The sequence below is a fragment of the Amycolatopsis sp. SID8362 genome (assembly GCF_010550475.1).
Lineage (GTDB): Bacteria > Actinomycetota > Actinomycetes > Mycobacteriales > Pseudonocardiaceae > Amycolatopsis > Amycolatopsis eburnea.
Genome location: NZ_JAAGNB010000098.1, coordinates 1 through 15,828, shown reverse-complemented (window position 1 = coordinate 15,828; position 15,828 = coordinate 1). Strand labels below are relative to the sequence as shown.

Here is a 15,828-nt window from a genome sequence, read left to right as displayed (position 1 = left end):
TGGGCGGACGAACCGGTCACCGGGGTGCGCGGGCCGTCCGTCACGGTCCGCGTGTCGCCCCTGCGATCGCGCTTGGCGGCCTTCCGGTCAAGCGTTTCCCGGTACCGGCGGCGCGTGCCCGTCCCGGAGGCTGGTGCCGGGCGCGAGCCGCTGCACCGCGTCCTCCATGTGCGCCTCGAGGAGTGCCAGCGCCGTCTCCTCGTCGCCGTCCCGCAGCGCCTGGATGAGCTTCGTGTGCTCTTCCACGCGTTCTTCGACCCGCTGGTACGTGCCCTGCAGCGCGGTGAGGCACATCCGCGTCTCGATGAGGAGCGTCCGGGCCATCCGGACGAGCCGCTTGCTGCCGGAAGCGTCGATGAGGGCCTCGTGGAACTTGAGGTCCGCGGTGGAGAGCGCGTTCGGATCGTCTTCACTCGCGGCGGTCGCCATCTCCGCGACGGTGTGTTCGAGCAGGTCCGCGATCCGGTCACGGTCCCCGCCCCGAAGGGCACGAAGCATCGCGGCGCGTTCGATCGCCGTTCGAGCTGCGTAAATGTCGTAAACGTCGCCGGGCTCGAGGTCGATCACGAACAGCCCGCGGTGCCGCTCGCTGCGGAGGAGCCCCTCGGAGACCAGGTGCTGCATGGCCTCCCTGAGCGGCCCCCGTGACACCTGGAACCGGGCGGCCAGCTCGGTTTCGCCGAGCTGGGTCCCGGGCGGGAGGGCGCCGGTCATGATCGCGTCACGCAGCTGGCGGGCGATGACAGCGGCCGTCGACTCGCGGCTGACCGGCTCGATCTCGGGCAGCATGCCCGGCGGCAGCGCCATGTCAGGCGTTCCCGTCCGGTAGCTGCCGGAAGAGGGCGCCGAGCGAGCGGACGAGGCGGTGCTGCCCGGTCAGGCGCAGCCCCTCCCACACCGTGACCTGGTTGGCGGTCAGCACGGGCTTCTTCAACGCGGCTTCGATGGCGTTGATCTCGGCGAGGGTCCGCATCGCGGTGTCCGGCACGAGGACGGCGTCGGCGTCCGCGTGGTCGTGGCGCACGGCGAGTTCGACGACGGCCTCCGGGCTCATGGCGCCGACCTCCGCGGCCGTGATGATGTCCGCGCTGGCCATGGACACGACCTCGACGCCGCCGGCCTTGAGGAAGTCGACGAACAACCGGGCGATGTCGTCCGGGTAGCTGGCGGCCACGGCGACCCGCTTGACACCCAAGGCGCGCGCGGCGTGCACGAACGCGAAGGAGGTGCTGGAGGCCGGAACCCCGGCGACGGCGGCCATCCGGTCGGCCTGGTCGCGGGCGCCGTCCCAGCCGTAGACGAAGCTGCCGCTGGTGCAGGCCCAGATGATCGCGTCGGGCTCGTGCTTCTTGAGCAACGCGGCGCCGTCGGCGAGCCGGCTTTCGCTGCCGAGGTCGAGCAGCTCGGCCACCGCGTGCTTGTCGGTGCCGTAGATGTGTTCGACCGCGAGCCGGATGTCGCCTTCATCGGCGGCCATCCCGCCGAGCAGCTGCTCGGCCAGCGGGTAGTCGTCTTCGGCCGCGTGGTCGGGGTAGATGAAGCCGATCGTGGTCACGGAACCTCCGGAGAGACGCAAATTGTCGACAATGCTAGAGGGGTGGTCAAGGAAAGCCTTCACGACCTGCCGGACGCTCCCCGACATGTTCGTCCACGTCGAGGGCGCCGGGCGGGCGCGGTCTCTCACGACACGTCACGAAGCCACTTCCCGGGTCCGACGATCGGGAGGCCCATCCGCTGCAGGCAGGCCCACATCGTCAGCTGGTTGGCGGTGAGCACCGGCTTGCCGAGTGCGGTCTCCAGCGGCTCGATCAGGTCGTAGGTGGGGAGGTTGGTGCAGCTGACGAAGATCGCTTCGGCGGCGCCGTGGTCGGCGGCGAGGATGCGCTCGGCGATGGTCCGGTAGCTGACCTTCCAGATGCCACCACCCAGCCCGAGGTGGTCGCTGGCGACGGTCTCGACGTTCAGCTCGCCGAGGAAGTCGTGCAGGGCCTGGGTGAGGTCGCCGTCGTACGGCGTCAGCACCGAGACGCGGTGGAGGTCGAGCTGGTGCAGCACCTCGGCCAGCGCGCCCGAGGTGGTGACGGCGTCCGGCGCGCCTGCGTCGCAGATCGCCTTCGTCAGCGAGCGCTCGTAGTCGATGCCGTTGACGAAGCTGCCGGACGTGCAGAGGTAGGCGACGACCTCGGGCTCGACGTGCAGGACGTCGCGGGTGGCGCTGGCCAGGTGGTGGCTGTCGCTGACGAGGCGCGCCATCTCCATGCTGACCGGCACCGGCTCGTACGGCGTGCGGGCCAGGTGGAGGGACACCTCCATCGGGACCCACCGCCAGAGTTCGCGCTCCAGCGCCAGGTCGAACGGGGCGATCACGCCGATGCCCCGCTGGGCGAGCGGGCCGTCGAACGCCAGGAAGTCGAAATCCAAGGCTCAGCCTCCGGAATACGTCTGCACTTGATGACACGTCCGGTGCTCCGGGGGTCGTTCCTCGGATTGTTGACAATCATACGAGCCGCTTTTACCGTGTCAACGTGATCGCCTCGGAAAACCAGGAAGCTCCGGTCCTGGCAGTGCTCTGTGGCGAGCACCGCCCACCGGACATGCGTGCTGTCGAATCCGGGGCGGTCGTGCGTTACACGGACGCGGCGGGCCTGGCCGAAGCGCTGTCCGGAGCGGACGCGTTGTTCGTCTACGACTTCCTCTCCACGGCCGTGCCGGGAGCCTGGCACGCGGCCGACCGCCTGCGCTGGCTGCACATCGCGAGCGCGGGCGTCGACCCGGTGCTGTTCCCCGGACTGGTGGAGAGCGACGTGGTCCTGACGAACTCGCGGGGAGTCTTCGACGGCGCCATCGCGGAGTACGTGCTGGGCGTCGTCCTCGCGTTCGCGAAGGACTTCGCGCGCTCGCACGACCTGCAGCGCGAGCGCCGCTGGCAGCACCGCGAGAGCGAGCGCATCGCCGGGCGCGAGGTGCTGGTCGTCGGCACCGGGCCGATCGGCCGGGCCATCGCGCGGCTGCTGCGCGCCGCCGGGATGCGGGTGAGCGGCGCCGGGCGCCGGGAGCGCACCGGGGATCCCGACTTCGGTGTCGTGCACGAGTCCGCGCGGCTCACCGAGGTGCTGCCGCACGCCGACTACGTCGTCGCCGTGGCGCCGCTGACCGAGCACACCAAGGGCATGTTCGACGCGCGCGCGTTCGCCGCGATGAAGCCGTCGGCGCGGTTCGTCAACGTCGGCCGGGGCGAGCTGGTCGTGACGTCCGACCTGGTCGACGCGCTGCGGAACGGGTCCATCGCCGGCGCCGCGCTCGACGTGTTCGACACCGAGCCGCTGCCGCCCGAAAGCCCGCTGTGGAGCATGCCGGACGTGCTGGTCTCGCCGCACATGTCCGGTGACTTCGCCGGCTGGCGGAACACGCTCGTCGAGGTGTTCTCCGAGAACTTCCGCCGCTGGCAGGCTGGGGAGCCGCTGCGCAATGTCGTCGACAAGACGCTCGGCTACGTGCCGTCGGGGAACCAGGGAGCCGGATGAACGACAGGATGCTGACCGCCAGTGAGCTCGTCGCCGCCTACGCGACCGGCGAGCTTTCGCCGATCGAGGCGACGCAGAACGCGCTGCAGGCCATCGAAGCCCGGGACGGCGAGTGCAACGCCTACTGCCTCGTCGACGCCGACCAGGCGCTCGAGCAGGCCAAGGCGTCCGAGATCCGCTGGCGCGACGGGAACCCGATCGGCTGGCTCGACGGCGTGCCCGCGTCGATCAAGGACATGTTCCTCACGCAGGGCTGGCCGACCGTCCGCGGCTCGCGGAGCATCAGCCCGGACCAGCCGTGGGACGTCGACAGCCCGGTCGCGGCGCGGATGCGCGAGGCGGGCCTGGTGCTGCTGGGCAAGACGACCACGCCCGAGATCGCGTGGAAGGGCGTCACCGACAGCCCGCTGTGCGGCATCACGCGCAACCCGGTCGACCCCTCCAAGACGGCCGGCGGGTCGAGCGGTGGCAGCGCCGCGGCGGTCGCGGCCGGGATGGGCGAGCTCTCGGTCGGCACCGACGGCGGCGGCTCGGTGCGGATCCCGGCGTCGTTCTGCGGCATCGTCGGGCTCAAGCCGACGCACGGCCGCATCCCGCTGTTCCCGGCGAGCCCGTTCGGGCCGCTCTCGCACGCCGGGCCGATGGCGCGCTCGGTGGACGACACCGCGTTGCTGCTGGACGTCCTGTCGATCCCGGACCACCGCGACCCGGCCGCGCTGGCGCCGCCGGTGGCGTCGTACCGCGAGGCCGTCCGGCGGGACGTACGAGGCCTGATCGCGGCGTTCTCGCCGACGCTCGGCTACGTCGACGTCGACCCGGAGGTGGCGGCGATCGTCGCCGCGGCGGTGCGCGCGCTGGGTGACGCCGGACTGCACATCGAGGAGACCGATCCCGGTTTCGCGGACCCGAAACCGGCGTTCGACATCCTGTGGTCGTCGGGTGCGGCGAAGCTGCTCGGCACGTTCCCGCCGGGTTCGGAGGAACGGACCGACCCGGGCCTGCGCGAGGTCTGGGAGCTCGGCAAGACGTGGAGCGCGAGCGACTACCTCGACGCGACGGCCGAACGCGCGGCGCTCGGCATCCTGATGGGCGAGTTCCACACGCGCTACGACGTGCTGATCACCCCGACCGTCCCGATCGCGGCGTTCGAGGCGGGCCACAACGTGCCGCCGGGCAGCGGGCTGAGCGAGTGGCCGGAGTGGACGCCGTTCACGTACCCGTTCAACATGACGCAGCAGCCGGCGATCAGCGTCCCGGCGGGGCGGACGTCGGCGGGGCTGCCGGTGGGCCTGCAGATCGTCGGCCCGCGCCATTCGGACGACCTCGTGCTCGCCGTGGCGAAGCTGCTGGAGGAAGTGCGGCCCTGGTCGCCCAGCTGACCCCCTTAGGGTGAAACGGCGGCCGGAGCGGCGGAAGCTGTGCCACTGTCGGCCGGGTGACCGCTGAAGTCTGGCGCTACGAACGAGCCATCCCGACCACCGACGCGACCGGGCGGCCCACGCGGGTCGTGGTCGGGCTGGTCGAGCAGGGCAACCGCTTGTCGGCGGCCCTGCGCGTGGACGACGGCAAGGCCGCTCTCGTCCCCCTGGAAACGGGTGGCGAGCTGCTGAAGGCGCTGCGCGAGACGCTGGAGAGCTGGTGGCGTCTCGACGGCCACCGCGACCTGACCCCCGAACCCCGCGCGAGCCGTTAGCCCAGGTCCGCCGGACTCCGGCGCCGGCGGACCAGGCCGCGGACCTGCGGGTTGACGGCGACGAGCGCGGTCGCCGCGACGACAAGGGCCGCGCCGCCGAGGAGCGTCGCTTCGCGGCCGGCGTGCTCGGCCAGCGGGCCCGCGGCGATCTGGCCGAGCGGCATCGCGATGAACGAGCCGAGCATGTCGTAGGAGTACACCCGGGCGAGCTTCTCGGGCGGGATGTTCTCCTGCAGGGACACGTCCCACGCGACGGCGAACTGCTCGATCGCGACACCCGCGAGGAACATCGCGAACAGCAGCGGCAGCAGGTACGGGGTCTGACCGAGGGCGAGCATCGGCAGCGCGTCGACCGCGGTCAGCGCGACGCCGATCAGGAGCATCCGCCGCGGTTGCCAGTGCGCCGCGACGACGCCGCCGAGCAGCGACCCGGCCGTCTGGACGGCCAGCGCGAGCCCCCAGCCGGTGCGGCCGAAGGTGTCGTCGGCGACCAGCGGGCCGATCACCAGCAGCGCGCCCGCGTTCACCGCGTTGACGATCATGAACTGCAGCACCACCAGCCACACCCAGGACCGCGCGCGGAACTCCCGCCAGCCTTCGCCGAGTTCGGCGAGGGGGCGGCTGCCGGGAACCCGTTCGCCGCGCGGCAGGCGGATCCGGCGGTACGCCACCGCGGCGGCGAGGAACAGCAGGGCGTTGCAGCCGAGCGCCCAGCCGGACCCGGCGAAGGCGACGAGGATCCCGGCGAGCCCGGCGCCCGCGATGCGGCCGGCGTTGGAGAGCAGCCGGACCAGCGCGTTCGCCTGCGCGAGCTGCGACGCCGGGACGGTCAACGGCGTCAGCGAGGCCGCGGCGGGGAGGGAGATCGCCGAGACCGCGCCGTTGACCAGGCTGAGCCCGACCAGCAGCGGGATGGACGCGAAGCCGCAGAGGACACTCGCGGTGATGGCGGCTTGGGTGAGCGCGGCGGCGGTTTCGGTGCCCTGCAGGATGACCGACCGCGGCAGCCGGTCGGCCAGCATCCCGCCGAACAGCACGAGCAGCACGTTGGCCAGCGACCGCGCGCCGACGACGATGCCGAGGTCCACGGCGGAGCCGGTCAGGTCGACGACGGCGAAGGCGAGCGCGAACGGCGCGACGGCGTTGGCGAAGTCGGCGAACGTCCGGCCGGTGACGAGCGCGCGGAAGCGGTTTTCGCGCAGCGGGGCGAGCAGTGGGAGCACGGGACTGGTCCGATTCTGGGAGCGGGTGGGCGGGGACGGGGCGTTCAGGCGCGGGAGCGGGAACAGCGGTTGCCGGACAGCGCCCTCACTGTGATTCCGCCGAACCGGCCGTCAGCTCGAACAGGGCGACACTGGCGCTGACCCGGACGGTCCCCGGCGTCCGCGGTGGCTGGGCCGCGTCGTGCAGCTCCTGGCTCAGCTCGGTCGCCTGCTTCAGCAGCCGCGCCCACACCTCCGGCGCCACCCACAGCTCCGCGTCGGTCAGGGACGCCGGTCGCTGCGCGGCGCGCGAGTCCGCGCGGCGCAGCAGCTCCGCCGCGATCGCCTTCGTCAGCAACCGCTCTTCGCCCGGGTCGCGGCTCGTGAGGCGCTTGCCCGACTCCGGGTTGTGCCGGTAGCGCTTCGCGCGGCCGCCGCGGATCTCGACCTCCTCGGCCACCTCGAGCAGGCCGGCGTCGTGCAGGCGGCGGAGGTGGTAGCTGGTGTTCGCCTGCGTCTCGCCGAGTTCGCGCGCGGCTTCGGCGGCGCTCATCGCGGTGCCCGTCAGGAGCGACAGGATGCGCATGCGGAGCGGGTGGGCCAGTACGCGGAGGTGGTCGTGGGGCATGGTGACCAGTCTGCCACAACTGTCAAAGAGTTATTTGGGGGTCTCGCCTAGAGCGAGAACTCCGCTCCGTCCGCGGGCAGCAGGGCGCCCGCGGCGAGCACGGCGGCGTGCTCGGCGGACGCCGGATCCAGCACCGGGTTCGTGTTGTTGAGGTGGGTGAACGCCCAGGGCCGCCCGGCGATCCGGGCCAGGCTCGCGGTGATCGGCAGGTGTCCCATCGCGAGCTGGTCCGGTCCGCCGACCCCGGCCATTTCGTCCGGCGCGTAGAACGTCCCGTCCAGCAGGACGAGGTCCGCGTCCGCGACGAACGCGTCGAAGCCGGCGGGCCAGCTCTTCAGGCAGGGCGCGTACACCAGCACGCCGCCGGTCGCGCGGTCCTCGATCCGGTAGGCGACCACCCACGGCCCGGCCTCGGCGGCGGAAACGTACTTCGGCTTCTTGTCGCTCACCGGCAGCACCCGGACCCGCAGCCCCGGCAGGTCCGCCGGGGACGACCAGGTCCAGCCGCCGTAGCCGTCGGCGATCTCGCGAAACGGCGTCAGGGCCCGCAGCACCGCGTCCGGCGCCCACACCGGGAGCCCGCCCGCCTCGCGGAGCAGCAGCAGGCCGAGCGCATGGTCGAGTTCGGCGTCGGTGAGCAGCACGCCGCGCAGCGGGATGTCGCGCGGGCCCGGACCGGCGCGCAGCGCGGGGGTCGCGAGGATCTGCGCGCGGATGTCCGGCGAGCAGTTGAGCAGGAACCAGCCGTCGCCGTCCGCGCTGATCGCGACGCAGTCCTGCGTGCGCGGCGGCAGCCCGGCCGTGCACAGGCGGCACGCGCAGTTCCACTGCGGACAGCCGCCGCCCGCCGCGGTGCCGAGCAGGATCACCTTCACCCGCGCATCACCACGTCCGCGACCTCAGGCCGGGTCAGCACCAGGTCGACGACGTCCCGCCGCGGCGAGCGCGAGCACACCGGGTCGGTCGCCGCGGCGTCGCCGGTGAGCAGGAACGCCTGGCAGCGGCAGCCGCCGAAGTCGAGCCCACGGCGGTCGCAGGTGCGGCACGGCTCGGTCATCCAGTCCTCGCCGCGGTAGGCGTTGAACGACTCCGAGCGGTACCAGATGTCGGCCAGCGGCGTGTCCCGCACCGAGGACAGCCGCAGGGTCGAGATCGCCGACGCCGCCGGGCACGGCAGCACGGTCCCGTCCGGCGCGACGGTCAGCTGCCGCGCGCCCCAGCCGTACATGCACGGCTTCGGGTACGGCTCGTGGTAGTCCGCGACGACGTAGACGATCTCCATCGTGCCGCGCAGCCGGGCGACGGCCGCGCGCACGATCGGCTCGGCGACGGCGAGCTGCTCGGCCGTCGGCATCAGCGCGTCGCGGTTGCGCAGCGCCCAGCCGTAGTACTGGGTGTTCGCGAGTTCCAGGCGGTCCGCGCCCATCCGCTCGGCCAGTTCGATGATCCCGGCGAGCTGGTCGTGGTTGCGCCGGTGCAGGACGACGTTGAGCGACAGCGGCAGTCCGGCGGCCTTCACCGCGGCGGCCGCGGCGAGCTTGTGGTCGAACGCCCGCGCGCCGGCCAGTTCGTCGGAACGCTCCCGTATCGACCCTTGCGCGGACAGCTGGACGTGCGCCAGCCCGCGTTTGACGAGCCCGGACAGCCGCGCGGACGTCAGCCCGAGCCCGGAGGTGACCAGGTTGACGTAGCAGCCGAGCGAACTCGCGTGCGCCACCAGCTCGGGCAGGTCCGGGCGCAGCAGCGGTTCGCCGCCGGACAGGTGCACCTGCAGCACGCCCAGCTCGCGTGCCTGGGACAGCACCGACAGCCAGTCCGCGGTGGACAGTTCCGCGTCCCGCTTGGTCAGCTCCAGCGGGTTGGAGCAATAAGGACAGTGCAGCGGGCAGCGGTGGGTCAGCTCGGCCAGCAGGCCCAGCGGCGGGGTCACGTCCACGCGACGACCCGCCGTTCGCCCAGCCGCGTCAGCACGTCGAGGACGTCCTGCTCGCGGACGCCGGTGAAGCGCCGCTCCAGCACCGCGGTGATGTCGGAGACGCGGCGGGCGCCGTCGCAGAGTTCGAGCACCGCGGCCGCGGTCGCGTTCGGTACCAGGACGCCCTCCGGGAACAGCAGCACGTGGGTCTCCCGGACGTGGTCGAACGACAATCGGACACCCCGCCGGAGCTGCGGTACCGAGCCCGCCGTGATCACCGCGCCGCCCGTTCGACGGCGTCCAGGACGGACCACAGCACGTCGCACTTGAACGACAGCGCGGCGATCGCGCGGTCCTGCTGCTCGCGCGTCACGCAGTGGCGGACGACGATGTCGAGCGTGTCCTTGCCTTCGCCGGCGACCTTGTCGATGCGGTTGGTGAAGTAGGCGAGGTCCGCCGGCGCGATCCACGGGTAGTGCGCGAGCATGTCCGCGACGCGCTGCCGCATCAGGTGGCCGGCGAACATCTCGGTCAGTCCCGAAGCGACCGCTTCCCACCACGGCTTCGTGCGCGCGAAAGTCACGTACGCGTCGACGGCGAACCGGACGCCGGGGGCGACGTGCCGCTCGTCGAGCACTTCTCCGCGGTCGAGGCCGACCGCTTCGCAGAGCCGCAGCCAGCGTTCGGTGCCGCTGCTGCCGGCGCTCGTCCCGTCGTGGTAGACGATCCGGTCGAGCCACTGGCGCCGGATCTCCGGCAGCGGGCAGTTGCTGATGATCGCCGCGTCCTTCTGCGGCAGCGCCTGCTGGTAGTACCAGCGGTTCGCGGCCCAGACCCGCAGTTCGTGCGCGTCGAGCTCGCCCGCGTGCAGCCGGTGGTGGAACGGGTGCGCGCCCCAGTACCGGTGCGAAAGACCGCGCAGGGCCGCGATGAAGGCGCTTTCCGCGAGCGGCTCGACGGGCACGTCAGTCCGCCATGCGAGCCGCGTAGGCGGTGACCTCCATGGGGGTTTCGTATTCGACGAAATCGGGAGTCGTCCACACCTCGGTCATTTCCTGCTCCTCTCCCGGGAACTGATCGCCGTCACGGTAAGAGCGCGGCCGGGCGGCTGACCAGGGTTTGGCCGGGACGTTCGGAAAGTTTCCTTCCGATGGCGCAGTGCGATGCCGGTGAGCGGGCTACCGGACCGCTGCTTCCAGTTCGACCAGCGCCGTGTCGAGGTGCGTCAGGATCCGCTGCAGGTGCGGCACGCTCCGGCGGCAGCCCGTGACGCCGAAGTCGAGGTTGTCGCCGTTGCTGGTCAGCGTGATGTTCACGGCCTGGCCGTCGAGCAGCACCGACGCCGGGTAGATGCCGTCGAGCTGCGCGCCGTTCCAGTACATCTGCTTGCGCGGGCCGGGGACGTTCGAGATCACCAGGTTGAACGGCGGCCGCGTGTTGTTGACGACGCCCGGGATCGGCGAGACGCCGAGCTGCGCGACGTTAACCGCGGATAACAAGAGCGTCTGCAACGGAGTCAGCTCCGAGAACAGCCGCTTGCCGTTGCGCATCGACTGGTGGATCGTGACGAGCCGCTTGCCCGCGTCGGGGAGGTCGGTGGCGAGGTTGCAGAGCAGCGCGCCGATGTTGTTGCCCGCCGCTTCGCCGGGATCGTTCTGGCGGCGCAGCGACACGGGCACCATCGCGATGAGCGGCGCGTCCGGCAGCGCGCGCTGCTCGATGAGGTAGTCCCGCAGCGCGCCGGAGCACATCGCGAGCACGACGTCGTTGCGCGACACCCCGGCGGCGGTCGCGACCTTCCGGACCCGCTCCAGCGACCACGACTGCGCCGCGAACCGGCGCGCGCCGCCGATCGGGACGTTGAGCATCGTGCGCGGGGCCTGTCCGGGCAGCGTTAACGTGTGTTCACCGAACGCTTCGCGCGCGACCTTCATCGCCGCCGGCGCCAGGCTCGCGAGCTGGCCGGCGGTCTTGCTCGCGGTCTGCAGCAACGAGCGGGGGCGCTTGACACGGCCTTCGCCGGGCTTGCGCCGGCTGCCCCACCACGGCGGGCAGTCCAGGTCCGCGGGGTCGTCCGAGAGGGTGCCCTGCAGCTGGCGCAGCGCGGAGACGCCGTCCATCAGCGCGTGGTGGACCTTGGTGTAGACGGCGAACCGGCCGTCGGCGAGGCCTTCGATGAGGTGGGTCTCCCAGAGCGGCCGGTGCCGGTCGAGCAGGGTGCTGTGCCAGCGGCTGGTGAGTTCGAGCAGCTCCCGGATGCGGCCCGGCTGCGGCAGCGCGGAGTGCCGGAAGTGGTAGTCGAGTTCGAGGTCGGCGTCGGTGGACCAGGCCACGTGCCCCATCGTGTTGACGGGACGGGCCGGCCGGCGCCGGAAGACCGAGCGCATGTTGTCGGATTCGAGCAGGTTCCGGCGGACGTCGCGCAGGTACTCCGGGCCGGCGCCGTCGGGTTTCTTGAACAGCTGCAGACCGCCCACGTGCATCGGATGCTCGCGCGTTTCGACGAGGAGGAACATCGAGTCGGTCACGGGCATCATCGCCATGGGGCATCACCTTCCGCACTCGGCACGCCGACTCTACGCGCTCGGCGGCCGTGGGTGGATCACGTTCTACATTGGCGAGTATGACCGTCCGCGGGCCTGGGGAAACGTCCTTGCCACCGATGGCCGAGTGCGTCGTGATCGGCGGTGGCGTCATCGGCGTGAGCTGCGCGTTCCGGTTGGCGGAAGCCGGCGTCGACGTCCTGCTCCTGGAGCGCGGCGGGCTCGGCGAAGGCTCGACGGCGAAGGCCGCGGGCGGCATCCGGTCGTCGTTCACCAGCCGCGTGAACGTCGAGCTGGGACTGCGCGGGCTCGCCGCGTACAGCGCTTTCTCGCGCGACTTCGGCGTCGAGATCGACTTCCGGCGCGACGGGTACCTGTACCTGCTCACCGATCCCGCGGACGTGAGCGCAATCGGACATTGCGCGGAGCTGCAGCGGGAGTATGGCGTCCGCAGCCACCTGCTCGACCCCGCGGAAGCGAAGCGGCTGCTCCCGCTGCTCGAAACCGACGGGATCGTCGCCGCGCTCTGGTCCCCGGACGACGCGAAGGCGACGCCGGACGCCGTCGTGCAGGGCTACGCGAAGGCCGCGCGGGCGTGCGGTGCGCAGCTGCGGACCGGCGTCGAAGTCACCGGCGTGGAACGGGACGGTGGCGTCCTGACGGGCGTCCTCACGACCGCGGGGTTCGTCCGGACCGGCGCGGTGGTCTGCGCGGCCGGCGCTTGGTCGGGGCGGGTCGGCGAGCTGGCCGGGCTGGACCTGCCGGTGCGGCCGTTCCGGCGGCAGGTCGTGTTCACCGGGCCGGTGCCCGGGCTGCCGGAATCGCTGCCGCTGACCATCGAGCTGCCGTCGGCGTTCTACTTCCACCGCGAAGGCGCGGGTCTGGCGATGTCCGTTTGCGAAGACGACGGCTTCCCCGGGTTCGACACGCGCTATGAGGCGGGCGAGTGGCTGCCCCGGCTGGCCGAGGTGGCGGGCCGCCGGATCCCGGCCGTGCTGGACGCGGGGATCCGCGCGGCCTGGGCCGGGTTGTACGAAGTCACGCCCGACCGCAACCAGATCGTGGGGGAAAGCGTCCTGCTGTCGCGGTTCCTCTACGCGACCGGCTTCTCCGGGCACGGGTTCCAGATGGGCCCGGCGGCCGGCGAGCTGATCCGGGACCTCTACCTGGGCCGGCCGACGTCGGTGGACATCTCGGGCCTGGACGTCCGGCGGTTCGAGAGCGCCGGTACCGCACCGGTCGAGCGCCACATCGTCTAGGGGTCGATTGCCAGATCGTTCAACGATCTGGCAGTATCCGCGCCGTGGCTGTGAGTGGTGCTCGGGAGCTGGTGGACGCGCTTGAAGCGCTCGGAACGGAGATCGTCTTCGGCCTCCCGGGGGTGCACAACCTGCCGTTGTGGGAGGCGCTGTCCGAGACCCGCATCAAGCTCGTCGGGGTGCGCCACGAACAGACCGCGGGCTACGCCGCCGACGGGTACGCGCGCGCGACCGGGAAGCTCGGCGTCGCACTCGTGACCACCGGGCCGGGCGCCGCCAACACGCTCGGCGCGGTCGGCGAAGCGATGGCTTCCGCGGCTCCGGTGCTGGTCGTCGCCACCGACATCCCCTCGACGCTGCGGCGGCCCGGCGTCGTCCGGGGTGTGCTGCACGAGACCTCGGACCAGCAGGCCATGTTCGCGCCGGTGACCAAGGGCGGCTTCACCGTGCGGGCGGCCGACCAGATCGGCACCACCGTGCACCGCGCGGCGCGGCTCGCGCTGCAGCCGCAGAGCGGGCCCGTCTACCTCGGCGTGCCCACCGACTACCTGCGCGAGACGGTCCCGCACCGCCGTCCGCCCGCGCCGCACCGCAAGCCCGACGTCGACGTTCCCGATCTCGCGCGGGCCGAGGCGATGCTGTCCGACGCGCGGCAGCCGCTGATCTGGGCCGGTGGCGGCGCGCTGCGCTCCGGGGCCGGCGACGCGATCGGCGCGCTCGCGGAGAAGCTCGCCGCGCCGGTGATCACCACCTTCGGCGCGCGCGGGCTGCTGCCGCTGGACCACCCGTGCCTGGCGCCGAACCCGGTGCACACGCCGGAGGTCGGCGAGCTGTGGGACGAGGCCGACGTCGTGCTCGCCATCGGCACCGACTTCGACGGCCTGATGACGCAGAACTGGCGGATGCCCAAGCCGCCCAAGCTGATCGCGGTCAACGTCGACGCCGACGACGCCGCCAAGAACTACCCGCCCGACCTGACGCTGGTCGGGGACGCGCGGTCGATCGTCGAACGGCTGCTGCCGAAGCAGCGGCCGGGCCTCGACGACATCACCCTGCGGCTGGCCGGCATCGGCCGCCGGGTGCGCCAGCGGATCCGCGACGAGGAGCCGCAGGCCTACGACTTCCTGTCCACTTTGGACGAGGTGCTGCCGACCGACGCCGTGCTGGTGTCCGACATGTGCGTCGCCGGGTACTGGGTCGGCGGTTTCCACCGGGTGCGGGCGCCGCGCAAGCTCGCCTACCCGATGGGCTGGGGCACCCTCGGCTACGGCTTCCCGGCGTCGCTCGGCGCGGCGGCGGCCGGCACCGGGCGGGCCGTCTGCATCACCGGCGACGGCGGCTTCCTCTACGGCTGCGGCGACCTCGCGACGCTCGCGCAGGAGCAGCTGCCGGTCACCGTGGTGCTGGTCGACGACGGCGGCTACGGGATGCTGCGCTACGACCAGGACCGCGCCGGGCTGCAACGCCGCGGGGTCGACTGGGACAGCCCGGACTTCGTCGGTCTCGCGCGGTCCTTCGGCGTGCACGCCGACCGCGTGTCCGGGTTCGGGCGGGCGTTCCGGCGGCTGCTCGGCGAGTTCGTCGAGTCGGACGAGCCGAACGTGCTGGTGGTGAAGGCCAAGCTGAAGCCGCCGTTGAACACGTCGCCGCGGTGGTACCGGACATGAGGATCGGCGTCGACATCGGCGGCACGTTCACCGACCTCTGCGCGGTGGACGGCGCCGGCATCGCCGCCGTCGGCAAGGTGCTGACCACGCACGACGAGCCGGCGCGCGCGGTCGAGGAGGGGTTGGCCGCGCTGCTCGCGGACGCCGGGATCGCCGCTTCCGCGGTGACGCAGGTGGTGCACGGGACGACGCTGGTGACCAACGCGCTGATCGAGCGCACGGGCTCGCGCACCGCGCTGCTCGCCACCGCCGGCTTCCGCGACGTCCTGGAGATGCGCCGCGAGCACCGCTATGAGCTCTACGACCTGCACCTCGAACTGCCCGCGCCGCTGGTCCCGCGGCACCTGCGCTTCGACGTTCCGGAGCGGATCCTCGCGGACGGATCCGTCCGGACCGCGCTCGACGAGGCTTACGTTGTAAGGCTCGGCCGGGAGCTGGCCGCGCGCGGGATCGAAGCCGTCGCGGTCTGCTTCCTGCACGCCTTCACGAACCCCGCGCACGAACGGCGGGTGGCGGAGCTTCTCGCCGAGGTCGCGCCGGAGCTCAGGGTCGCGCTGTCGTCGGACGTCGTGCCGGAGATCCGCGAGTTCGAGCGCGCGTCGACGACGGTCGCGAACGTCTACGTCCAGGACCTCACCGAGCGCTACCTGCGCGACCTCGAACACCGGTTGCGGCGGCTCGGGATCGCCGGGGCGCCGCACATCATGCTGTCCAACGGCGGGCTGGCGACCGTCGGCACCGCGGCCCGGTACCCGATCCGCATCCTGGAGTCCGGCCCGGCGGGCGGCGCGCTCGCGGCAGCCGCCGTCGGCCCGCCCGACCTGCTGGCCTTCGACATGGGCGGCACGACGGCGAAGCTGTGCCTGATCGCGGGCGGCGCGCCGCTGGTCACGCACCAGTTCGAGGTGGACCGGAAGTACCGGCTGCTGCCCAGCTCCGGGCTGCCGGTGCGGGTGCCGGTCACGGACATGATCGAGATCGGTGTCGGCGGCGGGTCGATCGCGCGCATCGACACGCTCGGGCTGCTGACCGTCGGGCCTGACTCGGCGGGCTCCGAGCCCGGTCCGGTCTGCTACGGCCGCGGCGGCGCCGAGCCGACCGTCACCGACGCCGATCTGGTGCTCGGCTACCTCGACCCGGGCTACTTCCTCGGGGGCGGCATGCCCCTGGACGCCGAGGCCGCGAGAGTGGTGCTCCGGAAGGCGATCGCCGATCCGCTCGGGGTGAGCGTCGAAGAAGCCGCGTGGGGCATCCACACCAGCGTCAACGAGGACATGGCGAACGCCGCGCGGGTGCACGCGGTCGAGCGCGGGCACGACCCCGCGAAGCTGCCGATGTACACCTTCGGCGGCGCGGGCCCGGTGCACGGCGCCGGCGTCGCGCGGGCGCTCGGGGCG

At 72.3% G+C, this 15,828-nt stretch carries 17 protein-coding genes; 6 read left to right on the top strand and 11 right to left on the bottom strand.

What is annotated here, in order from left to right; all coding sequences use genetic code 11:
• Window positions 1-87: 87 nt before the first annotated feature.
• The 3 genes from G3I65_RS03490 to G3I65_RS03480 form a co-directional block, all read right to left on the bottom strand.
• A complete protein-coding gene (locus G3I65_RS03490; RefSeq protein WP_086858074.1) occupies window positions 88-807 on the bottom strand; it encodes a GntR family transcriptional regulator in 720 nt (239 codons plus the stop codon).
• A 1-nt stretch (window position 808) separates the two neighbouring features.
• On the bottom strand, window positions 809-1,555 hold the full coding sequence (locus tag G3I65_RS03485) for an aspartate/glutamate racemase family protein (RefSeq protein ID WP_160694677.1): 747 nt from the start codon (window positions 1,553-1,555) through the stop codon (window positions 809-811).
• Window positions 1,556-1,680: 125 nt separating this feature from the next.
• Window positions 1,681-2,421, bottom strand: a complete 741-nt coding sequence (locus G3I65_RS03480; RefSeq protein WP_160694675.1) for an Asp/Glu/hydantoin racemase — start codon at window positions 2,419-2,421, stop codon at window positions 1,681-1,683.
• A gap of 104 nt (window positions 2,422-2,525) precedes the next feature.
• Here G3I65_RS03480 and G3I65_RS03475 point away from each other — a divergent pair, with 104 nt between their 5' ends.
• From G3I65_RS03475 to G3I65_RS03465, 3 genes are read left to right on the top strand one after another with little or no spacing between them, the layout of a single operon-like run.
• A complete protein-coding gene (locus G3I65_RS03475) occupies window positions 2,526-3,524 on the top strand; it encodes a D-2-hydroxyacid dehydrogenase (RefSeq protein ID WP_160694673.1) in 999 nt (332 codons plus the stop codon).
• A complete protein-coding gene (locus G3I65_RS03470) occupies window positions 3,521-4,903 on the top strand; it encodes an amidase (protein WP_160694670.1) in 1,383 nt (460 codons plus the stop codon). The genes G3I65_RS03475 and G3I65_RS03470 overlap by 4 nt, the downstream gene beginning before the upstream one ends.
• Before the next feature lie 56 nt (window positions 4,904-4,959).
• Entirely contained in the window at window positions 4,960-5,217 is a 258-nt protein-coding gene (locus tag G3I65_RS03465; protein ID WP_125312804.1) for a hypothetical protein, read from the top strand.
• On the opposite strand, the gene G3I65_RS03460 is transcribed toward G3I65_RS03465, so the two are convergent.
• The 8 genes from G3I65_RS03460 to G3I65_RS03425 all read right to left on the bottom strand — a co-directional run bounded on the left by G3I65_RS03460 (window position 5,214) and on the right by G3I65_RS03425 (window position 11,505).
• On the bottom strand, window positions 5,214-6,440 hold the full coding sequence (locus G3I65_RS03460; protein ID WP_160694668.1) for an MFS transporter: 1,227 nt from the start codon (window positions 6,438-6,440) through the stop codon (window positions 5,214-5,216). The two genes, G3I65_RS03465 and G3I65_RS03460, sit on opposite strands and share 4 nt — an antisense overlap.
• Window positions 6,441-6,525: 85 nt before the next feature.
• Window positions 6,526-7,047 carry a transcriptional regulator gene (locus G3I65_RS03455; RefSeq protein ID WP_160694666.1) on the bottom strand — a complete coding sequence of 174 codons (522 nt, stop codon included), beginning with the start codon at window positions 7,045-7,047 and terminating at the stop codon, window positions 6,526-6,528.
• Window positions 7,048-7,094: 47 nt separating this feature from the next.
• Window positions 7,095-7,922, bottom strand: coding sequence for a pyrroloquinoline quinone biosynthesis protein PqqB (gene pqqB / locus G3I65_RS03450; protein WP_160694664.1), 828 nt, complete (start codon window positions 7,920-7,922; stop codon window positions 7,095-7,097).
• Entirely contained in the window at window positions 7,919-8,983 is a 1,065-nt protein-coding gene (pqqE, locus tag G3I65_RS03445; protein WP_160694662.1) for a pyrroloquinoline quinone biosynthesis protein PqqE, read from the bottom strand. Before pqqE ends, pqqB begins: the two co-directional genes overlap by 4 nt.
• A complete protein-coding gene (gene pqqD / locus G3I65_RS56950; protein ID WP_160694660.1) occupies window positions 8,974-9,240 on the bottom strand; it encodes a pyrroloquinoline quinone biosynthesis peptide chaperone PqqD in 267 nt (88 codons plus the stop codon). The genes pqqE and pqqD overlap by 10 nt, the downstream gene beginning before the upstream one ends.
• A complete protein-coding gene (gene pqqC / locus G3I65_RS03435; protein WP_160694658.1) occupies window positions 9,237-9,926 on the bottom strand; it encodes a pyrroloquinoline-quinone synthase PqqC in 690 nt (229 codons plus the stop codon). The genes pqqD and pqqC overlap by 4 nt, the downstream gene beginning before the upstream one ends.
• A 1-nt stretch (window position 9,927) precedes the next feature.
• A complete protein-coding gene (pqqA, locus tag G3I65_RS03430) occupies window positions 9,928-10,014 on the bottom strand; it encodes a pyrroloquinoline quinone precursor peptide PqqA (protein WP_086864059.1) in 87 nt (28 codons plus the stop codon).
• A gap of 126 nt (window positions 10,015-10,140) precedes the next feature.
• Entirely contained in the window at window positions 10,141-11,505 is a 1,365-nt protein-coding gene (locus tag G3I65_RS03425) for a wax ester/triacylglycerol synthase family O-acyltransferase (RefSeq protein WP_160694656.1), read from the bottom strand.
• An 80-nt stretch (window positions 11,506-11,585) separates the two neighbouring features.
• Here G3I65_RS03425 and G3I65_RS03420 point away from each other — a divergent pair, with 80 nt between their 5' ends.
• The 3 genes from G3I65_RS03420 to G3I65_RS03410 all read left to right on the top strand — a co-directional run.
• Window positions 11,586-12,764 (top strand): FAD-binding oxidoreductase, encoded by a 1,179-nt coding sequence (locus G3I65_RS03420; RefSeq protein WP_239070384.1) that lies wholly within the window; start codon window positions 11,586-11,588, stop codon window positions 12,762-12,764.
• Between the two features lie 44 nt (window positions 12,765-12,808).
• Window positions 12,809-14,431, top strand: a complete 1,623-nt coding sequence (locus G3I65_RS03415; RefSeq protein WP_309235239.1) for a thiamine pyrophosphate-binding protein — start codon at window positions 12,809-12,811, stop codon at window positions 14,429-14,431.
• Window positions 14,428-15,828, top strand: a 1,401-nt coding sequence (locus G3I65_RS03410) for a hydantoinase/oxoprolinase family protein (RefSeq protein ID WP_160694652.1), incomplete at its 3' end; no start/stop codon positions are given. The genes G3I65_RS03415 and G3I65_RS03410, both read left to right, overlap by 4 nt.